This is a genomic window from Paenibacillus sp. PCH8 (assembly GCF_002968835.1).
Lineage (GTDB): Bacteria > Bacillota > Bacilli > Paenibacillales > Paenibacillaceae > Paenibacillus.
Map to the genome: position 1 here is coordinate 870,124 of NZ_PKQK01000001.1, position 24,581 is coordinate 894,704.

Here is a 24,581-nt window from a genome sequence, read left to right on the forward strand (position 1 = left end):
GGCAAGTTCTTTCCAGATGTTTAGACTTTAAGGAAATTTTCAGGGAATTCTATGGAAATTAATTTCATCCTCCCGGCTTGTCATCATTTTCGATCACCTGACTCCACTCTCTATATCAACGGATTCATACCTGCGCAGATCGCGCATAACCTATGTATAGTGATTATCTTGAACTTCATTTCACAGGATCGGGGGAAACATATGCGTCAACCTTTTGATTATATTGGATATTGGGAGCAAGAGTATCGTTCGGGTGGAACTTCCGGAAGGGGTTCTTACGGGGTATTGGCGGAATTCAAAGCCGAGGTCGTGAACAGACTAATCCAGCGTGAGGGCATTCAGCGTGTCATTGAGTTTGGATGCGGGGATGGCAACCAGCTGCAATACATGAATTATAAGGATTACCTGGGCGTTGATGTAGCCGCTTCTTCCGTACAACGCTGTGCTTCCCAGTATGCCAATGATTCGTCCAAGAGCTTCATGCTGTATACACCAGGCCTTTGGATTAACCGTGGTTTTTTGCAAGCCGATCTGACGGTCTGTCTGGATGTACTGTATCACATTACCGATGAAACGGATTTTCGTAACACCCTCCATGATGTCCTGCATTCTTCGATAGCGTGGGTGGTGCTATACACCCGATTGAAAGAAAACGGTAACCCGGGGATCGATACGATCCAAGATCGCAATCTGTTTGATTATCTCTTCGATTATGCTGACTTCAAAGTGCATGAGATTATTCCGCAGCGATATCCGGACCAATCTTCAGCCGATTTTGTAATCCTGAGACGTATCCCTTCGAAGTGAGACTCATTCGATTAAAGCTTCAAGCTCGTGTGTGCTCCGTCTCCCATGGAAGGACGTCATTCCCACCATCAAAGGAAACGGGCACACACGGACAGCTTGATATTAGATTACTACCGCCTCATAGGCTTACTCCATAGCTCCCCCTTTCCTTTAAAATAATCCCTTACCTCCGCGCAGCTTCGCCAGCGCCTCCATATAGAAATAATCGCCGTATATTATCGGCACATTCAGCCCTCGCCCTTCCGGGTAATGCACCGTTCCCTGCATAATCAGACCTTCTTCCGCTGCCGAGTCGCCAGAGCTGTAGTTCTCATGCAAGCCGCGGACGATACGCTCTCCCGCGGCAGCATAGGTTTCCCCGCGTGGCGACAGCTTCGCCAGCTCCAGCAATCCGCTCGCGGCAATCGCCGCAGCGGACGAGTCCCACGCCACCTGATGCTCCGCAGGTGCGCGGAAATCCCACACCGGCACGATCTCTTCGCCAAGCATGGCGAGGAAGAAATCGGCCGCACGCTCCGCTGTCTCCAGATATCGGGCTTCGCCCGTATACCGGAAAGACAGCGCAAACCCGTGCAATGCCCAGGCGGTGCCCCGCGCCCAGGCAGACCCTGGAGCATGGCCCTGTCCGCCATGCTCTCGCAACTTCTGCCCCGTGTGTGGATCGAACTCCACCACGTGGCAGATGGACCCGTCCGCGCGGATGAATTCGCGCGCTACGGTGTCCGCATGCGCTTCCGCCAGCCAGCGGAAGCGAGGGTCGCCGCTCTGCTCGGATGCCCAGTAGAGCAGCGGCAGGTTCATCATGCTGTCAATGATGGCTACGCCGCGCGTGTCCATCGTTGACGAGCTGAAGTTCCAGGCGCGGATGAACTCGCCGCGCACGTGGAAGCGGGCAGCGAGCAGATTGGCGGCTAACATGCCTCGCCGCCGTCCATCCGCACTGCCCGTCTGGCTGTAGTTGGCTACGCCACTAAGCAGCCAGATGAAGCCCAGATCGTGATCCACCGATTCGGGATCACGCAGACATCCTTCCAGTTGCCGCTCACAGCTTTCGGCAATGCGATACAGCGAGGCCGCCGCTTCACTTTCCGGCGAATCCCCGTGAACCAGCCATAACAATCCAGGCCAGAAGCCTGCTGTCCACCATTCCGGATCATTCTTGTCATACGTCCCCTGCGGAGCAATGTGTGGAAATGTATCCTTGATCCGCTTGGCATTCCGAATCGTTTTGGCAGCTCCCTGTCGCCATGCTTCCTCCAGCCATTTGACCGATGTTGATGTGTTCATGAACAGTTCCCTCCTCGATTCACTGCCGGACATCTTTTCTTGACGCCCCAGATCTTCATCTTCATGTCTTTCGCTGCATCTCTATCGTACAATCGTAGACTCCCTTACCTTCTATATCCCTTCGCTCGGACCTTCCCCATGTACACCAGCCTCACCCAATCGGATCGTAAATGTCAGACTGCGGGCTCCGCTCACTTCAATTCGCGCTTCCTTCAGTAAGCCATTCCGGGAAGCCACTTCTTGATGATCCAGATGAATGATGGCTCCTTGATCCAGCGCTGTCGATTCAACATATGCCCCCTGATACTCGGTACGCACACTATGATCCGTATGAGTAATAATCGCCTGTTCCCGACCATCACTGAACATCAACGGAAGGAGTGCGCCAACGGCTTCAACCTCTCCCTCGAACTCATACGTTACAGTCAGCACGTCTACCTGTTGTACATAACGGGTACGCAATGATTCAATTCCGGGTAATGGACCGACCCATGTCACTGCAAAAGAATTCCCCTGATGCGCTTTGCCATCTTCTATTGCTCTGCCCGCTCGCTGATCCTCCTCTGCCCTATTCGGCGCCTCATACACAATGGAACCGCCACCTTGAGCTGGGTCTATTCCAACATCTCGATCATATGCACCTCCCGATGGAATGCCTTCGGCAAGGCTGTGCCATACTCCATCTGCCGTCTTCCATGCAGGACAGTAGCTCAGCGGCCGCACCATTCCTTCGGCAAACTCCGTAAATCCGGCCTGTACATGACTGGCTGCGGACGGACCAATCAGACCAGGCAACCCCGCCTGCTGAATTCGCACCAGACCCGGAATGGTATAGGGATCATTCAGCGCCGTGTGCAGCACCAGTTGCTGGCCAGGTACGGAAGCAATCACCGTTTCGAACCACCCATCGGTCTGCACAACTCTACTACCCACTTCGGAAGGAAGGTACATTCCGACCACATCTTCACCCGGGTCACTAAGACAAGCATGTGCCAGTGCCGCCGCCGTCCACAGATTGTAGCAGGTATGATTGGTATAGATTTCGTATCCGTGGCGAGCCTCTGGCGCATATTCATTCCGCACAATTTTCAGACGTCCATCATCCATCTTCCAACGCTCCACCGCAGCAAAACACCGATTGGCTGCCCGAGCGAATGCACCAGCCATTACCGGGTCCCCCGCTTGTAAAGCCTGCGTTGCATGTGTAGAACAGCTATAGGCAGCGGCTGCCTCGTTCCATTGATGCTGGGAGCTTCGACCGCGCGGTGGAATCTCCCCCAGCGGGGACAGCATCAGTAGCGAGCTGAACGCACCATGGCGTAATTGTTCACGCAGCGTATCGGCAGTGGCTCCCTCGTAACCCGCCTCAAGCATCACACCCAGATGATAACGGGTAGCCATGTCATAGGAGAAGGGACTATTGGGACGAATCAGTGGTCCATCCTGATACAATCCAAGCGCCGTAAACCGCGGCACATGATAGGCTTCCAGATAGCGATCCATCCACGCCGTATCTTCACTCGCCAGCTGTTCACGCCAGCGTAGATATTCACCTGAGATCATAATGGCATTCCAGTTAATCATGCGATTGGCATTGTTCATGCGGCTCATCGTAAATACATAATCTTGTTCAGGACTGATCGTTCCAAGCGCCTCGGCCCAGTTCGTTGCTCGTTCAGGCAAATGTGACTTCAACAACATATAAGCTCGCATCATTAGCACCGGATAGAAATCAGGATGGTTGTCAGGTGTACTGCCATTGATCACAGCATCAATGCTATGTGACAAGGCCGCTGCCGCAGAATCAAGCAGATCTGTATGCCCTGCATCGACCAGAACTGCCGCAGCCATCGCATAAGCTGGCGTAGAATAATACCTTTCCACACCCGAGAATGGGTCGATTACTGCACCCTGAAGGTCCTGATATGATGTGTAAGCGCGAACAATTTGTTCAACAAGTGCCAGCTTGCGATCCAGATTCCAGCCATCTGCTGGAGCGGGACCCACCTGTTCTGCCTCCTTACGGTAACGTTCGAGTTCATCCTTCCATGGATACGTAGACGAGGATGTATAGTTACTCATTCATGCTCACCTCTGTTTCTCGATTTCTCGGCTCAATGATGAAGCTCACCTCGCATATAGCCTCAAGCCGTTCTGGACAGTCTATCCGCGCATCATTTTCAGTGTTTGGACCGCTCCATGCTAGTAATGTTCGATAGAATGTGACCGGAACATTGTCATGATCCACCGTATGAACCGTCTCGATGCCGGCTTGCCAGCAGATCGCATCATATTTCATATGGATCGTTGCATGCGAACCTTGCCAGTGAATCTTACCCGCCTCCACCATGACAGGCTGTATCCTGCTTACCCATCGTTCCACGATGCTTGCCCCTCCTGCATCTAATCCGCTTACTGAAGATCCTGATCCTGATTCTAATCGCACCACTCTGGACATACCCTCGTTCTTCCACTGAAATCTGTCCGTCTGTCGCAACTCTGCCTTCATCCTGCGCTCATCAGGAGCAATCCGCCAACGAACATGGCGTGTAAACCGAGCCAACGAAGGTGCTTCAGGGTAGGCAGCTGTCAGATCCAAAGTTACATCCAGATCACCCCCGCATTCCGACAGTTTTGCCTCCAGCACCTGAGCTTCTGCTTGCCGACCCGAGCTCTGCTCCTGGCCTTGAATCCATGGAACACTGTGCCCGGATGACGAGATATGGAACAGCTGCTCTCTGCCCGGTGCAAAGTAAGCTTGGGTATACAACCCTGCCCCTGGATCACACAGGATGTTCTCACCGCCACAATGAATGATGAACTGACCCAGATCGTTATGGTTGTGAGGTTCATCGTTATGTCCACCTTTCACGGAACATGCTACATGAACAGCTCCTTCATCTTTCGTAGCTTGGGTGTCCGCGTAATCAAGCGAGCCCTTTGCAATCATCCAGCCCAGATCTGGAAAAATAAATCCCTGATCCATCGTTCTCTGTACAGATGAACCTTCATCAACATATACTTCCGGATCGCTCCACATCACGTTTCGAAGCAGATGAGCCCAGCGATGACAGGAATCATTCGTAAGTAGTGGCATATGAAATGGCAGATCCACCTGCAACTCCAGCCGCTCTGCCAGCAAAGAGAGTAAACCCGAAGGGATTTCTTCCTGCTCCGCACTATCCGAATAATTCACGAATGTCCCACCCGATAGATGAACACGCAGCGGAAAAGCAGCAATGGCTGCTATTTTGGAACCCGCCAACAGATTCAGTTCACCCTCGCTATACACACGAAGCATCTCGGCATAATAGGTGAAATAACCGAAGCCATATACCCAGTACCCCAACCCTTCAGCACAGCCGCCATCTTCGCCATACCCGCTCAGGAATGCCTCCATACAGCTAACCGTTTGACAGATCGATTCCCGCAGTATGTTCTCATCCTCCAGTAACAACAATGCGGCCATGCCACAGCAACCACCACAGACTGCCGACCAGTTATGATCCGCTGTCTGCCAGTGAAACTTCCGTTGATCGCGATACAGCGGGGTGAAGACCCGTCGCTCTGCTTCAGATCTGATCCGCTCTATCACAAGGCGGTCCAGCTGCTGGGCATGAATGATCACAATCTCGGCCAGCATATGTACAGTCTCAGCGGCAAACAGATCAATGTTACCATGTACCTGTTCCTGTTCCATCTCTCCTGTGCCCAGATGTGCAGGCAGACACCATGTATATTCATCACATATTGCCCATAACATATCTTCCAGCCTATGCAATACATTCGCGTCAGTAGAATTCAAGGCCAGCATCGCTACAGCGGCCAGCCTGCCCCTGCGATCAAAATAGACCTCTTCGTAGGCTTTCCGCTCACCCATATCGCTGAACTGTCGATATAGACGAAAGGACAAGACAGGCATAGGTTCTTTCAGGGCACGTTCACCATGAGTCTTCAAGTCCGTGTATAGCGTAGCCAATTCAGGCCGGGACAACTTCTCTCTGAGTCTGTTGGCATCTAAGGAACTTAATTCAATCGGCTGCGATTGATTCTTCTGTTCATCCTTACGCCTGTCGTTCATCTTCTGATGGATTACCTGCTCAATACACAGAGCATCCGGCCAACCCATGGCACTACGCTTGTTTATATTTTCATTTTCGACTTCGTGATTGGAATCTTTCACTCGATTCACCACTCTTCGTTAATGGGATGTCATACCAATATTATAATGTAATCGATTTCATTTTACCGGATATGTAAGAGAATTTGAAGAATTATCCATCACATCTCTGTTCATGATCCTACAGGTTCCACCTTCCAAACCAAAAAACGAAGAACCTTCTACCAGGTTCTCCGTTTCATCCTGCCTGTCAACCAGGCGTTTATATGGCTAATATCATATGCTTATCTAAGCCTGTATCATCTTTTACTATCCAAATCCCGACTGTGCCTCGTTGTCACACAATAGCAAGCGGAGAATGCTGTACAACCGACAACCATTGACGTGCAATCAGCTCATGACCTGCTGCGGTTGGATGTACGCCATCCCATAACCAGTATGCTGCATCTGCCTGTTTAAGCGCATCATTGAACGTTTGCTGCAATGGTACCCAGACCGCCCCGAACTCTTCAGCAAGTTCACGGACCAGACGCTGATATTGACGGATGCGCTCCTCCCAGACATCCCATTGCTCTACGGTAGCCCCTGTTTTCAGGATAAAAGGCTCCAGCAGAATCAGCCCCGTATCCGGCATCACTTCCCGCGTTTCTTCAAGCAGGTGTCGATACGCTCGTCCGAAACGATCCGTAATCCCGCTAGGTTCACCATTCATCGTGCGCCAGGCATCATTAACCCCGATCAGGATGCTGATCAGATCCGGCTTCAGGCTAATCGCATCCTCATTCCAGCGTGCATACAGATCGGATGCCCGATCCCCACTGATGCCTCTGTTATAGAACGTCTTATGCTTGCCCGCCAGTTCCATACCCAGTTTGCTGGAGATCAGATATGCATATCCGTGGCCGAGAAAATGATTCGGATCATCATTGCGAGATCTTCCTCCGTCTGTAATCGAGTCTCCCTGAAACAATATAACGGATGAACTTGTACTCATGATTTGAAATCGTTCCTTCCTCTTGTGCAAAATGGAAAAAATGAACACCTCAGTCTCCATTTTATCCCTTTCGGCTGCAATAGAAAATAGCGTTTTCATTACAATGCTATCCCATCAGGTATATCCTATTTCAACCACACACTACCCCATCAAGTACCGCAAAATCATCATAGCCACAATACCGACCAATACGGTTCCCAGCAGACTGCGTGTCCAGATGGCTACTGCAATCGTAGGCAAGGCCGCCCACAAAGCTGGATTGTGTGTAATCGGCACCAACTGGTTGTCTGACATGAACAGCTCTTGACCAATCAGTGCTGCCATTACGGCGACGGGTACATACTCAAGCCAGCGCAACAACCACATTGGAATCTGTATTTTGCTGAACAGCATAAGCGGTAATACACGCGGGATAAACGTTAACAACGCCGAGCCCATAATAATCCAGAATACATCCCATCTCACTTCCATCGTTCCATGAACACTCCTATCGTTGCCGCAATGACCGCAGCCACAATGACACTCATGCTGCCAAGTGAAGCCATGTTGGCGAAGATCACACAGACAACGGCAATAATGGCCACATTTATGTGTATTTTTTTATTTTTGCGATGTACTAACTGAAGCACAACCAGTCCAATAAACATGGCTGGCAGTGCATAATCCAGACCTAGCCGTTCCGGTTGGGTGATCCAACGCCCAAAGTATGCTCCGGCAATATTAGCCACGAACCAGTTCAGGTATGCGGTAATATTCAGACCATGCATCCAGCGCTCGCTGAGCCTTCTCCGACCAATGGCACGTGTCATCGCCACGCCAAATGACTCGTCCGTAAGAAGTGATCCAATCCACATATTTTTCAGCGGTGTCAGATGACGAAAATACGGAGAAACCACTGCGCTTAGTAGCAAATGACGAAGATTCACAAAAAAAATGGTGAAGATGATGGCTAATGCAGACCCATTCGATGCAAGCATACCTGCGGCAATGAACTGGGCTGATCCAGCATATAGAATCAGACTGAGCAGTGCCGTCTCCGCCAGGCTCAGTCCAGCGGTCATCTCAATGACACCTGCGGCGAAGCCAATACTCAAATAACCAAGCAGGGTCGGTACACAATCCTTGACCCCTTGCATGAATGTTGCGTTGTCCTGAACCTCTTCCCTGTGCTCAAGCGCGGAAGTCTGTAATGTGCTTTGCCCCATCTCTGGCAAACCCCCTCTCGAAATTCAGTCCCCATGCCGATATATATCGATACATACGAATTCAACTTATTCTCCATGAAAACACTTCTAAATCAATCATCATGACCCCCCACACACACCTGGCTACGTCACATTAATTTAGTAATATATCACAAAATATGCTACACAGGTAGAACAGATTAACTTATACAGAACAGATGTGATTCTAAATACCTATAAAAACATAAAATAATTTCATAAGTCCCGTAATTTATGTTGAATAAACTCGAATTTTGTCATAAGATATCTCCAGAAACAAATGGAAAGAATGGAAACGATATCAGATCGGCTTATCCTCCAGGGAAATGGATGGATTATAAAGAGGGGGATTATGTATGAAGAAGGCTAACAAACCAAGGCGCACACGAACGATGCAGATGAGGGGAAAATTGATTTTATCCTTTGCCATCGTGTTGCTTATTCCGACCATCAGTTTGGGCATTATCTCATTCCGAACAGCCGATGCCAAGGTCGAAGCTAAAATGTTCGAGAACGCAATCAGCAGTGTGAGTGTGCTCAACCAGACCATTGACCAGATCATTGGTGCCACACGTAAAAATGTTGATTTCCTGGCAAGCCAGCTGGATGCAGGCAACGTCGGACCCACTCAGGGTGACGAGACCGAGACCATCCGCACCTTGCTTGATGCGTATAAGGAAACCCATAGTGATGTGGAACTTGTCTCCATCGGTACCGATCAGGGCGTGTATATTAATTCCCCTGTCACTGCAGTGAACAAGGAAGGTTACGATCCCCGCGAACGTCCGTGGTATCAAGCTGCTACGCAGAACAAAGATATCCCCACTGTAATCACACCCTATTTATCAAGCAGTACCGGCAATGTTGTTGCTTCGGTTGCCCAGACTACTGCCGATGGTCATGGTGTCGTTTCTGTCAGTCTATCTCTCGAAGCTCTTTCCCAAACGGTAAACACCACGAAAATCGGTGAGAAGGGTTATATCTATATTATTGATAATGCCAACAAAATCATCGTACATCCAACCGAAAAACCAGGGACCGAAGGAACCATGGCACCCTATCAGGATATATTTGCACAGAAGGACGGCGATCTTAAATACACACTGAATGGAAATCAGGAACACGCCTTCTTTGCGACCAATGAAACGACAGGCTGGACCGTGGTTGGTGTCATTGACAATGGCGAAGTAACCGCAACCGTCCGGCCAATCCTGTACACTACGCTGATCGTGATTGCCATTGCCATTGTGGTCAGTTCCATCATTATCTTCTGGATTGTACAATCCATTACTCGACCACTAAACCGGCTCGTGAATGCATCTAACGAGATTAGCGGTGGGAATCTGGCCATTGAAGTTGCTGTGAATAGCCAGGATGAATTCGGAAAACTCAGCAACAGCTTCAACAAGATGAGCCAATCCCTACGTACCGTAATTCAGGATGTCCGTCATACAGCGGATGAGCTGACAGCCTCTTCAGCACAACTCGCAGTCAATTCATCCGAGACTACCAAAGCAACAGAGCAAGTTGCCTTGATCACGGAAGAATCTGCTGCCGGTATTGAGAAACAAGCCTCCAGCCTGAAGCATACAGCGCAACAGATGAACGAACTGGCTGGAGGTGTTGGGTTAGTGACTAACAGCACGCAGCAAGTATCCGAAGCAGCCATGCAGGCAAGTGAACTCGCCGTTCAGGGTAACGCCACCATGCAGACCGCCGTATCCGAGATGGATTCCGTCAGTCGCTTCGTTCAGGGTATGGCAGAGACCGCGGAACGACTTGGAGAGCACTCTACATCCATTGGTGAGATGGTATCTGTCATTACAGACATCGCTGCCCAGACCAACCTGCTTGCTCTCAATGCTTCTATTGAAGCAGCTCGCGCAGGTGAGCATGGACGTGGATTCTCCGTTGTTGCCAGCGAAGTTCGCAAGCTCGCGGAGCAATCCAGCCTGTCCGGCCAGAAGATTGTAGAGATGGTCGGAGCGATACAGCAGGAAATCTTATTGGCTAACCAGAATGTACAATTGGGTCAGCGGGATGTAGGCAATGGCATTCGTGCCGTGCAATTTGCAGATGAGGCTTTTGCTCAGATTAGTCAGGCCGTAGGGGTTGTCAATCATCAGCTTGAGAACATTGCAGCGGCTTCACAGCAGATGTCAGCCAGTACAGCAGAAGTCGTACAATCCATCGATCAGATTCACACCATATCGGAAACCAATGCCGATGGAACGGAGAATATCTCTGCAGCTACGGAAGAACAGGTCGCTTCCATGCAAGAGATCTCCTCTTCTGCCGACTCTCTCGCGCATCTGGCTCACAAGCTGCAGAAGCTCGTAGAACAGTTCAAGCTGTAAGCTATATAATCCCTATACCCTTATGATGTCATCGATTTCAGATGACGAGCTGTTTATAACGAACCTAAAGACCCTTTGCCATCGTCGCGGCAGAGGGTCTTTTGGTGTCCTGATGTTCAAGGAACTTCTGAAGGAGATTTCTCTCCTATTCACCAGATTCTTTTTTATCTCTGTGATATCCCTGATCACCATAAGGCTCAAGCTGTTCAAACCAGCGGTTCAAACATTTGGCCAGCGCATCCTTTGAATCGGAATACGGGTTATCGTCTTTCTTCAATATCTCCAGTACTTCAATCACGAAGGCATTCTCTCCATATTGATTCCATTCAGCCTGCAATCTTCGATTCAGATGACTGCCCATCTGGAGCATAAAGCGTTGTCCATTAATGGTTTTCAGGTTAAGTGTACTGTCGAGATAGACTTTGCCATTGTGCTCATTCCGGATTTGGTAGACTCCCGCTTCGGTTTTGACTTCTTTGGCCTGTTCCTGCAATTCTTTGCGACGATTCATTGTGTCCTGCTCCCCTTTTTCTTCTTTCTCTGCATTCCGATCTTTCCTGATTTCTTTGCGCTTCGGTTCCCCGTCTCCGTTATTCTGCTGATATTCATGGCTTCCCAGCCAATACTGACTACCGTCCGGCTCTCGTTCCAGCAAACCGTAGTCAATCAGATATCTCCGAATTTCCACGTAATCATCATACACTTCCTTGAGTAGTGTATTGACCTGCTTCTCGGTATATTTACGTTTGGGATCGAATCGTTTGACAATCTCGGTGAGCACGATATATTTATGCTTTTGCTGCATATGAAAAGTCGTCAGTGAACCATCTGTACCCTGCGGGAAGTACTTGTTCAGCACCTTCTCCCGATCTTGTTCTGTAATATCGAACTGATCACGATGAATCGGATGCCCCTGCCTCATAACAGGTGATGCCAACTCAGCAGGAGCATAGGTATCTTTAGCTTTGAGAAGCTCCATAAGTGCCAGGAATATCTTGGCCTGCCGTTCCTTCTCCTTCAATACAAACCGATGATTCCGGATCGTTGAGGCACTCCCGATGCCAAGTGCCTTCTGAACCTCTACATCCTTCTTGCCTTCATGAAACTGAGCCAGCAAGCCCCGCTGCACATCCGACAATCCAGTCACACTTTTATCCAGCTCCAGCAAATATTCAAATACCGTCCCATGCGCCTTCTCGATATGAACTCGCATATAGCGGGCTGCTTCATAGAGCACCCCTTCTTCAGGATAGATGATCCCCGCTTCCGTCCTATATCCACAACAGACACATATATAAGCTGCACCTTCCTCCACATAACCCCGCTTAATCTCTTCTAACGAAGCGGTCTGCAACCATGATTCCGATGATTTCATCTAAAAGCACCTCTGTTCTTATCATTCTTTTTTCATCGTATTACCTCATGATTCAATTCTAATTAAATAGTCATTTAATATTTAAGTTTGTTTATTTATAGATATATTATATTTTTGTTTGTTTAATGTCAATGTATCTGAACAAGCGTATGTTAAAACATAACGAACACCTCTGTTCAAAAGAAAAAGACTGCAGGGTCACAACCCTGCAGTCTCTATACACAAAAAGCCTTTTTCGGTGCCTTCCTACCGTGATTCGTCATGATTAATTGTCCTGACTCAAGCCACTGTTACAGCTTAAAGCGCTCAATCAAGCTTTGCAGATCCTCAGCCATACGAGATAATGCCGCCGAAGATGCTGCGACCTCTTCCATCGTAGCGAGCTGCTCCTGGGCAGCAGCTGATCCATCTTCCGTTCCAGCAGCAATTCGGTTTGACAGAACCATCGTCTCATTCACTGCCTTATTGACATGACCCATGCCCCCATCAATCTGACGGGAAGCCGCGGATACTTCTCCAGCTTGTGCAGCCACCAACTGTACAGCTGTACGAATATTATGGAAGGCTTCACCTGCTTCCGTAACCATCTGCGAACTTTTGACCATACCTTCTCCCGTACGGGCAAAGGTCGATTGTACCGCATTGGTTTTCTCCTGCATTTCATGCATAAGCTCATTAATCCGCTCTGCTGAAGTGCCTGAACTATGAGCCAGTGACTTCACTTCATTGGCAACGACTGCGAACCCACGTCCTTGCTCGCCAGCTCTGGAGGCTTCAATGGACGCATTCAATGCGAGAATGTTGGTCTGTTTGGCGATGGCTGTAATCTCGGCCACAATCACCAGAATTTCTTCATTTTTCGCTCGCAGATCTTCGATCACCACAGCCATAGCCTTGCTCTCATCATTCACCTGCTGAATATGGGTCACTGCTTCTTCCACAGTGACCATACCGGCTTCCGACTTGGTGGATGCATCAAGAGCTATACGAGCGGTGTCTTCGGCACTCGATGCGATTTCTTTGACTCCGTTGGACATTTCTCCCACGAGTTGACCTGTAGCCACAAGGCTATTATTTTGCAAAGTCGTTCCTGCAGCTGCATCCTGCATCAATTCAGCCACCTGTTCTGTGGCTTTGGATGTCTGCTCTGAACTGGCCATCAGCTCTTCAGAAGATGCTGCCAGTTGGCTTGATGTATCATGGACCTCTCCAAGCACATTACGCAGTGAAGTCGTCATCGTATCGAAGCTTTCTCCAAGCTGACCGAACTCATCCCGACGCTGCAAACCTACCCGAACGGTAAGATCGCCCGCGCTTACTTTGGATGCTGCCTGCGTTAATTGCAGTAATGGCCGGTGAATACTGCGGATGATGAAAATAAGCAGAACGATACCAATCACCAATGCAGATGCCACAATCGTAATTGCACGAATCATAATGGGCATGACGGCTTCCGTTGCTTCGGAAGGAACCATTTCGCCAACAATTTTCCAACCTGTCACCGGATTGGTGAAGTACACTGCTTCCACTTCGTGACCATCATATGTATATTTCACGGTCCCACGTTCCTGCGTATACATCTCATTAATGTAGCTTTCATCCGATTGCGTACCGGATTCGATCTGATAGTGGAACAGGAACTTTCCACCATTATCCAGCATGTACAACTTTCCTTCTTTACCGATACGGATCTGATCGACTGTATCTTTCAAGTGATTGAGGCTGACATTGGCCCCGAAGACCCCTTTGCCATCAGCCAACTTGGCTGCTGCTGTTACGACCCATTCGCCCGTCGTAACCGACTGGAACGTATCCGAGATCACAGGTTCGTCCTGGGACATGCCCATCGTATACCATGAACGTTCCCGTGGATCATAGATCTGTGCTCCAGGATCGGGAGATTTCATCCAGCTGCCATCGTCAGCACCTGCGGTTAGTACACCCAGTTCCTTGTGATTCTGAGACATCCGATCCAGCTGCCTTTGAAGCGCAGGAGATTTGTTAATAATATCGCTTGAAGTGATACCCGCAGCCATCTGTGCTGCATTATCCTTCTCCATATCTAGCATCTGATTAATCTGCAAACTAAGCATTTCTGTTTTGGCCTGTGCGGAACGTATAATCTCCAGCTTGACCTGGTCAGCAGCTTTTTGATAAGACAACCATCCCACGGTGATGCTCGGTACGATCAGGAACAGGAGCAATGCAGCAATCAGGCGTTTTTTTACGGTTAAAGTAAACCAGTTTCGAATCTTTTTCTTCATTTAACTATCCCCCATCATAATCTTCACCCATCCTTTTATCGGACAATCGCTGTAAAAATATTATGTGTATATACTAAATTAGTACAAATTTAATCTTTTCGGTCGGTTTAGATGGGCTCACCTTATCCTGCTTTTTCGTTTTGACCCTCCAAGCGAGATCGTTTACAATGCTCATAAGCTGGCTATTCATGAAACGATTGGAAGGAGAGGATTCAAATCTTACGCAAGTCGCATGGGCAACAACCTGTTTCTACTGTATATTCATCCATGTTCCGCATTCTGTTAGCGCTCATTCTGTGCGCAGGCCCGATTCTGGGACAAGCGGGTATCACGGCATCCGCAGCGCAGGCGACGCAAGCAGTTCACATTGAAGTGAATGGTGAGCAACAATCTTGGAAGAACGCACCACTTATAATCAAAGGTTCAACGTTTGTTCCGCTGCGGGATGTGGTCACATCTGTCAAAGGCACGTTGAAATGGGATGCTCGCACCAAGACAGCTACCGTTACCGTGGGCAGAGACAAGCTGGTCCATCAGGCTGGCAGCCATTCCATTAAGGTAAACCAAGTCGATCTAGCCACAGGTGTGAATTCACGTACCGTTAACGGTACGTTGATGGTACCTGTCCGGGCCATGGCTAATGCAATCAAGGCCGATATCAAAGTCCAACGTACAGCAACAGGTCAGATGAGTGTGAATATAGTCACCGATCAAGTAAGCCTGCTGAACAGCGAGGTTGCCAGCGTAGATACCTATTTACGCGAGATCAATTATCCGGGTATGGCTCTGATCGCCCGTGATGGTGAAGTTCTGCTAAGACAAGGCTACGGACTTGCCGACGAACAGACGCTGAATCGTCCGGATCAGAAGACCCGCATCGCATCGCTGAGCAAATCCTTCACGGCCGCGTCCATTCTGAGTCTCGTGGAGGATGGTAAGATTGATGTGCAAGATCCAATTTCCAAGTATATCTCCGGTATACCTAAGGGAGATCAGATCACGCTGCATATGCTGTTATCCCAGACTTCAGGTCTGCCATCCGCATTCGGTCGGGGTGAAGGAACTTCTATGGAAGAGACTGTAGAGGAGATTCGTCACAAAACGCTGAAGTTTGAACCGGGTAGTGCCTATCTGTACAGCAACAGCGGGTATGTTCTGCTCGCCTACGTCGTTGAACAGGTATCCGGCATGAGTTATGCCGATTACGTGCAGCAGACGATTTTGAAACCACTCGGCATGAAAGATTCCGGAGAGGCGTCCCGTAAAGTCCATACCATTCGTGGTTTTGTTCAGCATGATAACACGTGGGTGACTGCTCCTTACTATGTATCACAATCTGGCTCAGGAACCATCTATTCCACCGTGGACGATATGCTCAAATGGGATCGTGCACTGTATACAGACCAGATTCTAAGCCAGGACACGATTGAACAGATGTACGAGCCTTACTCGGACAAAAACTATGGCTACGCCTGGATTCTCAAGGAAAACGGCACGAACCGTACCGTCTTCCACAACGGTAGTGGTGGCGGATTCGCCACAGCTTTTTCACGTAACCTGTCTGATGATATCACCATTATCCTGCTCGGCAACCATGCTGGTATGGACATGACTTCACTTTTGGATGAAGTTGAGGCACAGACAGCCAGAGCACTGCAATTGCAATAATCAATATTTATTCGTTCATACAGAGCAAAGAGACGATCCTTAACAGGATCGTCTCTTTGCTCTGTATATGTCTTCATTTTTACGGCTCACACGTCCGTTTCACTCAACCAACAATTCATCTCTTTTTCATGCCGCAAATGGCAGAGTAACTCATAATTTCATCACTGCCTAGCAACCATCCGTTCTTTCATCATCCGTCTACTTTATCGTCACAGGAAGTTTCCCCGCAAAAGGAATACGTCCCATCAGCGCCTGAGCGACGCTATCCATGGCAAGGGGTCGGCTCTCGTAAGCCGCCACATAGACCTGGGCATCCGGAATCGCGAGCAGATCATAGGGGCTTCGCATGGCTACAACCGTCAATGGCTTGCCCAATTGCTGCAACCAGCTGATCAGTCGGCACTGTGGATCGCCGGAGGGGCTTCCCGCATTGTAGGTCCCCACCACAATCTGCCGAATGTCATCTTCTTCGGCTGCCTGAAGCAGACGTGCGGAACGAATGGCGACTTCCTCAGGCGTGACCGTCAGATCGACAACATCCAGACCATAATTGGATAAGGCTGTGCCCAAGGTGAACGTCTGAGTAAGCTGTTCATCGGCAATCGTCGTCACGGACGTAGAAACCGTTATGACCAACGTGCGTTCCAGCTTCAAAGGCAGCATATCTAACTGATCACGTACCAGTGTGATACTGTTCTCACTAATGCGGCGGGCAACCTTCTGATGAAGCAAAGTGTTACGCTCCAGCCCACTGGAATGAGCAGGATCGTGTGATGCCTTTGGCGAAGGTTCATTTGATATTACACCGTTCGATTCCTCATCACCTGCACCACCTGTTCCACCCTCCAGCAAACCACGTTTCGCCTTGTACATCAGTAGGCGAGATACCGATTCATCAATACGACTCTCGCTAATCTGTCCACTCTTCACAGCTGCTACCAACGCTTCAAATGCCTCTGCCTGAAGCTTAGCCGTATGGCTAATTAACACTAGATCCGCTCCAGCCTCTACCGCCATCACAGCTGCATCGACCGTGCAATAGTTCACTGCAATAGCATCCATCTCCATGCAATCTGTCACGATCATGCCCTCATAACCCAGTTCCTGACGAAGTAATCCGCTTAATACGGTTTGTGATAGTGTTACGGGCAGACGCTCCGGCTCCAGTGCAGGAAAATAAATATGCGCCGACATCATGGCATCGACACCTTCGGCGATGGCGGCTCGGAATGGAATCAACTCCAGTCGCTCTACCCGTTCACGGTCATGAGTGATGATCGGGAGATCCAGATGAGAATCGGTATCCGTATCCCCATGCCCCGGGAAGTGCTTCGCTGTCGCTGCAATGCCAGCGTCCTGAATTCCCGCAATGGTTCTGGCGCCATATTCTGCAACGGATTGTGGAGATTCGCCGAATGATCGTACACCGATAACCGGATTGGCGGCGTTATTGTTCACATCCAATACCGGTGCAAAGTTCATATTAATGCCCATGGACTTCAGCTCCAGTCCACTGATATATGCCGCCTGATATGCATCCTCAATGGAACCGGCAGCGGCAATGGCCATTTGTCCAGGCATCAAGGCGATTCCTTCGGTAATCCGGGCAACCATGCCGCCCTCCTGATCAATGGATATCCAGAGCGGCACATTACCGCTGCTTTTGGCAATCTGTTGCAGCCCTAACGATAACCGCTCTACCTGCTCTGGCGACTCGACGTTGCGCGCAAAGTAGATTACGCCACCGATTGGATACTTTCGGAGAAAGGGTTCCACATCGCCAACAGCTTCGGTGCCATGAAAGCCACAAAGCAGCATTTGCCCGACTTTCTCACGTAAGGTCATCTGTTTCAGCTTCGACGGGTATAACTCTTTTTGCCCACTCATTCCATACCTCCCTCCGATGACAAACATCTGTTCATTGATATAACAAAAATGGCTTTCGCCGCTCCTTCCATTCCGCTGCCTGTACATTCCACGCTTCGATTAAACAAACGAGTACTGCCCGGTCATGAATGGTTTCCCTGACTTCCGTGCCCCCTGCCAGCAGGTCGATAAAGTACCTTGAACCCGGCCGTGGTGGCTCCAGCCAGCAGAACTGCTCCGGGTAGAGTGAAATCAGTTCATGCAAAAGCACCAACCCTGTCTCTACCGCCCGGAATTTCCTGCTGTCCGTTACAAAAATCCTTACTCCTCCACACAGCTCCCCTGCATGTTTGGAGAACGTTGGCGACATGTACACGGGATGCACATGCACACCTTCCAGCTTGTGTTCCCGAAACCGTTCCGCCAATCGCTCACCCTCAACCCAGGGTGCCCCAATCCACTCGAATGGGCGGGTCGTGCCCCTGCCTTCCGATACATTCGTGCCTTCGAACAGGCACGTACCCCCATATACACGCACACTGTCCAGCGTAGGCATATTGGGAGAGGGTAGCATCCAGGGAAGCTCACAATCCGCAAACTCCATGGAGCGCTGCCATCCTTCCATGACAACCACGTCCAATTCGCAAGGTACATCCATCTCGCTGTTGACCATCAAGGCCAGCTCACCTACTGTCATTCCGGTACGGATAGGTACACGCCAAGCGCCCACAAGTGATTCATATCCCTCATTTAGCACACCGCCTTCCACAGCGTTTCCACCCAACGGATTGGGGCGGTCCAGAATTAACATTCGTTTGCCTGCTCCAGCGCAGGCCTCCATCATATGAAACAAGGTTGAGGCATACGTGTAGTAACGGATACCCACATCCTGAATGTCAAATAGCACCGTGTCCACTCCAGCCAGCATTGCAGGCGCAGGTTTCTTGCTGTCTCCATACAGGCTGAACACCGGAATGCCCAGTCGCGGATGGAGCATATCTCCGAATCTGACACCTGCCTGAAGCTCTCCATCCAGTCCGTGCTCACAGGCGTAGAGCGCTGTAAGCTCGGCATTCGCCAGTCCGGCGCATACATCTATTGTCGATACAAAGTCCGCTGTAATACCCGTCGGGTTCGTGATCAGACCGATTCGAGTATCGGTTAACCATGGATGCGACAGCCCTCTGGACAGAAGATCAACTCCCGTTTTTACAGCCGGGATCAGCTCGGTCCCATTCAACTGGCCCATCACACATTCCCCTGGCTTATCCACCCTGTATGCTGGTGATCATTACCGCCTGTTGCGGCAGGTTCCTCTTCAGGTTCCAGCACATTGAGAGCAACCTTATGCTGATAGATGGCAAACATACCTCCAAACAGCGTTCCGAAACCAACGACAGTAATCATCAGCAAAGCAGTCAGACACATCGCCTGAAAACAAGCGCCCATCGTGTACCCCGGGTGACGGAAGAACAGCTTTACACTTTCCCCCATCGCCTGAAGGATACCCATGTTTTTTTGTAAAACAAGCTGCCAGGTATAGAACTGTGACATTAGAGCCATGAGAACGAAGAACGTTTGAAATACGCTCACTGCTGTACCTGTAATTCCACCCTGTCCACCGTAATACCACCAGGTTGACCATAGAATGAAGCCAAGCACCGCAAAAAGCACACCCACCGACCCTCCCGGAATCATTCCCTTCACCGTTCCGATCCAGATATCCTTGAGCCCATTACGCCGTTCCTTACGTTCCAGTCTGTGATACACGGCATAACTGACACCGAACAGGATTGGCATATAAATCACGGCCAGAAGCAGTACCGCGACCAGCAGTGGAGCAAATATCAGAATAGGAACCATCACGATGGAGCTAACGACACTGTACAAGGCCACCGGAATAATATCCCGATAGATCTCCGCACCCGACTTGACCAACACTTCACTCAGTTTACGCATCTTCACTCTCCCCCTTTCTCACAATTCCTTCTTCGCCCGGCCTCGTCTCTTACTCTCTTCCAATCGCAAGCTCCGTCTCTGGATCGAAAAAGTGCGCCTTACGCAAGTCCAGCACAAAATTTTTGTCCATTCCTACATAAGCATGTGTTTCGGGGTGAACTTTAGCCGTAACAGTACGGGCACCGGAATGGAAATACACCAGATTCTCCGATCCCAAATGTTCTACGACCTGAACTCGCGCCTGCAGTATGTGATCTGTCGGGATATTTGGAGCCACATCGTCACCAAAAATATGCTCTGGACGTAAACCCAAAATCACCGGCTTGCCTTGATGGCTCTGAAGACGAGCAAGTACATCCTCTGACAGGGTGAATGATGCTCCCTCGATGACAACCTGTGTGCCTTCAATCCAGGCATCGATAAAATTCATCGCCGGGGAACCAATAAATCCGGCCACAAACATATTCCGCGGACTCGCATACAATTCTTTCGGTGAAGCCACCTGTTGAATATCTCCATGATTCATGACCACGATGCGTTCACCAAGTGTCATGGCCTCCACCTGATCATGCGTCACGTACACAATCGTGGCACCGAGCCGTTTATGCAGTTCGCCCAACTCCACCCGCATCTGCACCCGCAACTTGGCATCCAGATTGGACAGTGGTTCGTCGAATAAAAACACCTGCGGATCACGGACAATCGCCCGGCCCACCGCAACCCGCTGGCGCTGACCACCGGACAGCTCGCGTGGTTTGCGCTCCAGCATCGCTTCCAGTCCCAGAATGGAGGCCGCATTCTGCACCTGTTCATCAATATAGGACTTTGGCTTTTTCAGATTTTTCAGGCCAAAGGACAGATTTTCACGGATGGTCATATGCGGATAGAGTGCATAATCCTGAAATACCATCGCGATATCCCGATCCTTCGGATGCAGATCGTTAACGAGTCGATCCCCGATCACAATATCGCCACTCGTTTGCTTTTCAAGTCCAGCAATCATGCGCAGAGACGTCGTCTTGCCACAGCCCGAAGGACCAACAAACACTACGAATTCCTTATCTTCTATAACAAAGTCCGAGCCGGCCACAGCCGTGAACGTTCCTTTATGATCGTCTTTGAATTCTTTGCGCACTTGGCGAAACTCCACGCGTGCCATAGGTAGATCCCCCTTTACGTAATCCTTTGTCCTGAACTATATAATTTCAACTACCGAATATTTACACTGGCACTCCGATGACAGAACAACCTTCCGATCGCTGTTATCCCCAGATTTCTTTGATTCCTTTATAAAAAGGGAAAATCCGGTGATAGCTTAGGCTTCCGATGTAGCTTTCTTTCAGAAAGCTTTAGGCGAACGCCTTCGCTTCTTCAGGTTATTTCTGTCCTCTCCGTTATAGTGTAAATGTTTAGTTGAACATATATAGGAATTAACCTTTTACTGCACCGATCGTAATACCCTGTAGGAAATAACGTTGCAGCGAGAAGAACAGAATGATCATGGGCAGCGCACCTATAGTCGCCCCCGCCATCATCGCACCGAAATCCGTTGATTCGGCAAATACGAACGAGGCAAGCCCCACCTGAATGGTACGCATCTCGTTAGAATTGGTAATGAGGAACGGCCAGAAGAATTCGTTCCACGAAGCCACAAACGTGAATATCGCAAGCACCGCGATTCCTGGCTTCGCCATCGGTAGAATGACTTTCCAGAAGATGCCGAATTCACTGCATGCATCGATACGTGCCGCATGTATCAGTGATGTGGGCAGCGTGGACATGAACTGTTTCATCAGGAATATGTTCCCTACGCTAACTGCAGCAGGCAAAATAATGGCCGTATACGTATCCCCCAAGTCAAACACGTTAACCATCAGAATGTACAAAGGAATCAGCGTCACCTGCGCCGGAATCATCATCGTCCCAAGCAACGTCCAGAATACCGCCTGACTACCCGGAAATTTCAGTTTGGCGAACGCATATCCCGCCAGGGAGGCGAAGAATACATTCGTGACGGTCAAAATGATCGAGATGAGCAGCGAGTTGTACAGCCAGCGCCAGGCATCGGTTTTGGCAAAAAAGCGCTCATATGGTGATAACGATAACTGCTCCGGAATCATCTGTGGTTTAAACGAAGCCGACATCGCACTATCCTGCACCGAACCGACGAGCATCCAATACATCGGAATGACTGTCACCAGCGCCCAGCCAACCAGCAGAATGGATGCAACCACGAGCAGTGTCTTTTTCTGTGTTGATTTCATGAACTACATTCACCCCCGGATGCTTAATGCAACTACCTCTAATACTCAATATCGCTGGAGAAATATTTGAACTGGATGACGGAAATGACAATAATAATCAAAGCCAGTACAAATGACTGAGCCGATGCCAATCCGAATTCATAGAACTTGAAAGCTGTCTCGTAGATCAGATAGGCAATCGTCGTTGTCGCAAAGTTCGGTCCGCCCTGCGTCATCAGATAGACAGAGATGAATACCTGAAAAGACATGATGACACCCGTCACCAGCAAGTAGAGCGTTGTTGGTTTTAGAAGTGGCCATGTAATCTTGCTGAACTGGGTCCAGCCACTGGCATGGTCGATATCCGCCGCTTCATAGAGCGATTTTGGAATGCCGCCCATGGCTGCCAGATACAGAATAATGCCCGCTCCGTGCGATCCGAGCCAGTTCATGAGAATGAGGGAAAAGAGTGCCGTTCCCGACTGGCCCAGCCAGATTACCGGATCAAGGCCGAACAGGCCGAGGAAACGGTTGAGCAACCCCGAATCGGTAGGATCAAAGATCGCCAGCCATACGATGGAGATGGTTACCCCGGATGCAACCGCAGGCAGATACATGGTAGCTTTGAAAAAAGTCTGCCATTTGCTTTTCATCTGAAAGATGAAATAGGACAGCACAAATGTGATGAGAATATTGACTGGCACCGTACCCAGGGTAAAGATGACCGTATTTTTGATCGACTTCCAGAACGTTTCATCCTTTACCAGACGTTCATAGTTGTCCAACCCTACCCAGGTGGAATTCATAATGTTGTATTTCTGGAAGCTCATAATGAGAGCCGTCAGTACCGGATACAGCGTAAAAATGAGAAATAGCAGGACAGGCGCCAAAATGAATAAATACGCCCACCCGTAGTCCCGCCATAACCGGGCAACCCGGGAAGTCCGGGGCACGGACGGCTTTGGCGCAAGGGCGGTCTGCATGGCGAATCCTCCTCTCCTAATCCGTGTGATTTTGCGTCATGTTTTATTGACCGCGTTATTGTCCAAACATCTGCTGGCTTTTGTTCTTGAAATCTTCTGCGATCTGCTCTGGTGTCTTCTCACCCGAGAACAGCGCCTGAAGGTTAGGCTTCACAACTTGTTCCTTGAATTGTTTTTGCTGGGATGCTTTGTCGATATCCAGTTCAAGTACAACCGGCATCGCGATATTTTCTGCCATGACTTTTGCAGCATCCAGATTATCCGCTTGCCCAAGTTCTTTCCCTTTAAACAGATCCACCTGGGACTGTCTTACGAATGGAAGCGCCAGTTCATTGGCCGAGTTCCCTGCTTTGGCACCACTAAGCGCCTCCATCACCAGGAACGTATTTTTAGCATGCTGCTCACCTTTGTCCTTCTTCTGTTTGAAGGCTACGTATCCTTCGCCGCCCATTGTTGTCGCCGCAGGTTGATCGTCATGATGTGGTACAGGCAACAGCACAAAATCAATCTTCTCCCCCTGCACCTTGCCATCGTCGATATCCTTGTTGCGGTTCTGAATCATCACATCATAGTAAGGAATTGCTTTGGAGATAATCGCCGTTTCACCCGCGTAGAACATATCCGTCCGTTTCGCTGGAGCGAGAGCCGCCGTTTCCTTAGGCATATACCCTTGATCCATCAGGTTTTTGATAAAAGAGAGCGTATCCAGAATACGCCCATCATTCCATTGGAACGTGCCGTCTTTGTCAAGAACATCAATCATGCCGTTGTTCCGGGATAACATTTCAATGAAGTCGAGCGAAGTACCGTCCGTAACCAACGCATACTGCTTAGCCCCGCCATCGAGCGTTTTGGTCAACTTGGCCGCGGCAGCGTTGAATTCGGACCAGGTCCAGCCATTTTGCTGAATGGATTTCCAGTCCATGCCCGCTTCCTCCAGAATGCGTTTGTTACCACCCCATGCCCATTGGAATTGATATAACGGCAATCCATACTGTTTCCCCTGAATCTGGCCTAAATCAAGCGTACCCGGCAAGTAGTCGTCCTTGATCTCAGGTGTCAGGTAGCTGTCCAGTTCAAGCCCCAGTCCCGTATTCACATACGTACCATCTACACTGTGGAAATACAGATCTGGCGGATTCCCTGCATTCAGAGCGACATCGAATTTTTTGGGCCCTTCCGCCCAGGAGAGCATTTCCGTCTTCACGGTAATGTTCGGGTGTTCTTTATTGAAATCAGAGATCAGATCCTTCAGTTCATCTTCATATGTGCCATGTACAGGATAGGTCCATACCGTTACCGTATCGTCCGCATTCGGATCATCCGAAGCAGCGCCCCGCTGTTCCCACAGGCAGTAACCCAGACCATCATCAACAACATTGTCCATACCAGACCCTTCTTTTTCATCCCTTCATCTCCCTCGCATGTCGTCTTC

General features: G+C 49.6%; 18 protein-coding genes. 3 read left to right on the top strand and 15 right to left on the bottom strand.

Going from position 1 to position 24,581, the window contains the following annotated elements:
* Window positions 1-201 precede the first annotated feature (201 nt).
* Window positions 202-807, top strand: a complete 606-nt coding sequence (locus tag C0Q44_RS03780) for a class I SAM-dependent methyltransferase (RefSeq protein WP_105406135.1) — start codon at window positions 202-204, stop codon at window positions 805-807.
* A gap of 150 nt (window positions 808-957) precedes the next feature.
* On the opposite strand, the gene C0Q44_RS03785 is transcribed toward C0Q44_RS03780, so the two are convergent.
* The 6 genes from C0Q44_RS03785 to C0Q44_RS03810 all read right to left on the bottom strand — a co-directional run bounded on the left by C0Q44_RS03785 (window position 958) and on the right by C0Q44_RS03810 (window position 8,413).
* The gene (locus C0Q44_RS03785; protein ID WP_105406136.1) at window positions 958-2,094 is read right to left on the bottom strand and encodes a glycoside hydrolase family 88 protein; all 1,137 of its coding nucleotides are present in this window, start codon (window positions 2,092-2,094) and stop codon (window positions 958-960) included.
* Window positions 2,095-2,205: 111 nt separating this feature from the next.
* On the bottom strand, window positions 2,206-4,176 hold the full coding sequence (locus C0Q44_RS03790; protein WP_105406137.1) for a glycosyl hydrolase: 1,971 nt from the start codon (window positions 4,174-4,176) through the stop codon (window positions 2,206-2,208).
* Window positions 4,169-6,277, bottom strand: coding sequence for a heparinase II/III domain-containing protein (locus tag C0Q44_RS03795; RefSeq protein WP_105406138.1), 2,109 nt, complete (start codon window positions 6,275-6,277; stop codon window positions 4,169-4,171). Before C0Q44_RS03795 ends, C0Q44_RS03790 begins: the two co-directional genes overlap by 8 nt.
* Before the next feature lie 274 nt (window positions 6,278-6,551).
* A complete protein-coding gene (locus tag C0Q44_RS03800) occupies window positions 6,552-7,208 on the bottom strand; it encodes an SGNH/GDSL hydrolase family protein (protein ID WP_105407589.1) in 657 nt (218 codons plus the stop codon).
* Between the two features lie 141 nt (window positions 7,209-7,349).
* Window positions 7,350-7,679 (bottom strand): AzlD domain-containing protein, encoded by a 330-nt coding sequence (locus C0Q44_RS03805; RefSeq protein WP_105406139.1) that lies wholly within the window; start codon window positions 7,677-7,679, stop codon window positions 7,350-7,352.
* Window positions 7,670-8,413, bottom strand: coding sequence for an AzlC family ABC transporter permease (locus tag C0Q44_RS03810; RefSeq protein WP_374955066.1), 744 nt, complete (start codon window positions 8,411-8,413; stop codon window positions 7,670-7,672). The genes C0Q44_RS03805 and C0Q44_RS03810 overlap by 10 nt, the downstream gene beginning before the upstream one ends.
* 374 nt (window positions 8,414-8,787) lie before the next feature.
* On the opposite strand from C0Q44_RS03810, the gene C0Q44_RS03815 reads away from it, so the two are divergent.
* Window positions 8,788-10,788, top strand: a complete 2,001-nt coding sequence (locus tag C0Q44_RS03815) for a methyl-accepting chemotaxis protein (RefSeq protein ID WP_105406140.1) — start codon at window positions 8,788-8,790, stop codon at window positions 10,786-10,788.
* A 145-nt stretch (window positions 10,789-10,933) separates the two neighbouring features.
* Here C0Q44_RS03815 and C0Q44_RS03820 read toward each other — a convergent pair whose 3' ends face one another.
* Entirely contained in the window at window positions 10,934-12,163 is a 1,230-nt protein-coding gene (locus C0Q44_RS03820; protein ID WP_105406141.1) for a DUF2087 domain-containing protein, read from the bottom strand.
* A gap of 290 nt (window positions 12,164-12,453) precedes the next feature.
* Window positions 12,454-14,427 carry a methyl-accepting chemotaxis protein gene (locus C0Q44_RS03825; RefSeq protein ID WP_105406142.1) on the bottom strand — a complete coding sequence of 658 codons (1,974 nt, stop codon included), beginning with the start codon at window positions 14,425-14,427 and terminating at the stop codon, window positions 12,454-12,456.
* Between the two features lie 267 nt (window positions 14,428-14,694).
* Between C0Q44_RS03825 and C0Q44_RS03830 the strand changes: the two genes are divergently transcribed.
* Window positions 14,695-16,095, top strand: coding sequence for a serine hydrolase domain-containing protein (locus tag C0Q44_RS03830; protein ID WP_105406143.1), 1,401 nt, complete (start codon window positions 14,695-14,697; stop codon window positions 16,093-16,095).
* A 198-nt stretch (window positions 16,096-16,293) separates the two neighbouring features.
* Here the strand turns inward: C0Q44_RS03830 and nagZ are convergent, their stop codons facing one another.
* The 7 genes from nagZ to C0Q44_RS03865 form a co-directional block, all read right to left on the bottom strand.
* Complete coding sequence (gene nagZ / locus C0Q44_RS03835) at window positions 16,294-17,982, bottom strand: beta-N-acetylhexosaminidase (RefSeq protein ID WP_105406144.1); 1,689 nt, start codon at window positions 17,980-17,982, stop codon at window positions 16,294-16,296.
* Between the two features lie 31 nt (window positions 17,983-18,013).
* A complete protein-coding gene (locus tag C0Q44_RS03840; protein WP_105406145.1) occupies window positions 18,014-19,210 on the bottom strand; it encodes an exo-beta-N-acetylmuramidase NamZ family protein in 1,197 nt (398 codons plus the stop codon).
* Entirely contained in the window at window positions 19,210-19,920 is a 711-nt protein-coding gene (locus C0Q44_RS03845; protein WP_105406146.1) for a hypothetical protein, read from the bottom strand. The genes C0Q44_RS03840 and C0Q44_RS03845 overlap by 1 nt, the downstream gene beginning before the upstream one ends.
* Window positions 19,921-19,969: 49 nt before the next feature.
* Window positions 19,970-21,079 (bottom strand): ABC transporter ATP-binding protein, encoded by a 1,110-nt coding sequence (locus C0Q44_RS03850; RefSeq protein WP_105406147.1) that lies wholly within the window; start codon window positions 21,077-21,079, stop codon window positions 19,970-19,972.
* Between the two features lie 271 nt (window positions 21,080-21,350).
* Entirely contained in the window at window positions 21,351-22,184 is an 834-nt protein-coding gene (locus C0Q44_RS03855) for a carbohydrate ABC transporter permease (protein WP_105406148.1), read from the bottom strand.
* A 38-nt stretch (window positions 22,185-22,222) separates the two neighbouring features.
* Complete coding sequence (locus tag C0Q44_RS03860) at window positions 22,223-23,146, bottom strand: carbohydrate ABC transporter permease (protein ID WP_105406149.1); 924 nt, start codon at window positions 23,144-23,146, stop codon at window positions 22,223-22,225.
* Between the two features lie 55 nt (window positions 23,147-23,201).
* A complete protein-coding gene (locus C0Q44_RS03865) occupies window positions 23,202-24,533 on the bottom strand; it encodes an ABC transporter substrate-binding protein (protein ID WP_258166162.1) in 1,332 nt (443 codons plus the stop codon).
* Window positions 24,534-24,581: the final 48 nt, after the last annotated feature.

Coding starts and splice junctions, on each gene's coding strand:
- C0Q44_RS03790 (WP_105406137.1), bottom strand. CDS start 4,176: ATGAGTAACTATACATCCTCGTCTACGTATCCATGGAAGGATGAACTC.
- C0Q44_RS03810 (WP_374955066.1), bottom strand. CDS start 8,413: ATGGGGCAAAGCACATTACAGACTTCCGCGCTTGAGCACAGGGAAGAG.
- C0Q44_RS03840 (WP_105406145.1), bottom strand. CDS start 19,210: ATGGGCCAGTTGAATGGGACCGAGCTGATCCCGGCTGTAAAAACGGGA.
- C0Q44_RS03850 (WP_105406147.1), bottom strand. CDS start 21,079: ATGGCACGCGTGGAGTTTCGCCAAGTGCGCAAAGAATTCAAAGACGAT.
- C0Q44_RS03815 (WP_105406140.1), top strand. CDS start 8,788: ATGAAGAAGGCTAACAAACCAAGGCGCACACGAACGATGCAGATGAGG.
- C0Q44_RS03820 (WP_105406141.1), bottom strand. CDS start 12,163: ATGAAATCATCGGAATCATGGTTGCAGACCGCTTCGTTAGAAGAGATT.
- C0Q44_RS03785 (WP_105406136.1), bottom strand. CDS start 2,094: ATGAACACATCAACATCGGTCAAATGGCTGGAGGAAGCATGGCGACAG.
- C0Q44_RS03805 (WP_105406139.1), bottom strand. CDS start 7,679: ATGGAAGTGAGATGGGATGTATTCTGGATTATTATGGGCTCGGCGTTG.
- C0Q44_RS03825 (WP_105406142.1), bottom strand. CDS start 14,427: ATGAAGAAAAAGATTCGAAACTGGTTTACTTTAACCGTAAAAAAACGC.
- C0Q44_RS03860 (WP_105406149.1), bottom strand. CDS start 23,146: ATGCAGACCGCCCTTGCGCCAAAGCCGTCCGTGCCCCGGACTTCCCGG.
- C0Q44_RS03845 (WP_105406146.1), bottom strand. CDS start 19,920: ATGCGTAAACTGAGTGAAGTGTTGGTCAAGTCGGGTGCGGAGATCTAT.
- C0Q44_RS03865 (WP_258166162.1), bottom strand. CDS start 24,533: ATGGACAATGTTGTTGATGATGGTCTGGGTTACTGCCTGTGGGAACAG.
- nagZ (WP_105406144.1), bottom strand. CDS start 17,982: ATGAGTGGGCAAAAAGAGTTATACCCGTCGAAGCTGAAACAGATGACC.
- C0Q44_RS03780 (WP_105406135.1), top strand. CDS start 202: ATGCGTCAACCTTTTGATTATATTGGATATTGGGAGCAAGAGTATCGT.
- C0Q44_RS03830 (WP_105406143.1), top strand. CDS start 14,695: ATGTTCCGCATTCTGTTAGCGCTCATTCTGTGCGCAGGCCCGATTCTG.
- C0Q44_RS03800 (WP_105407589.1), bottom strand. CDS start 7,208: ATGAGTACAAGTTCATCCGTTATATTGTTTCAGGGAGACTCGATTACA.
- C0Q44_RS03855 (WP_105406148.1), bottom strand. CDS start 22,184: ATGAAATCAACACAGAAAAAGACACTGCTCGTGGTTGCATCCATTCTG.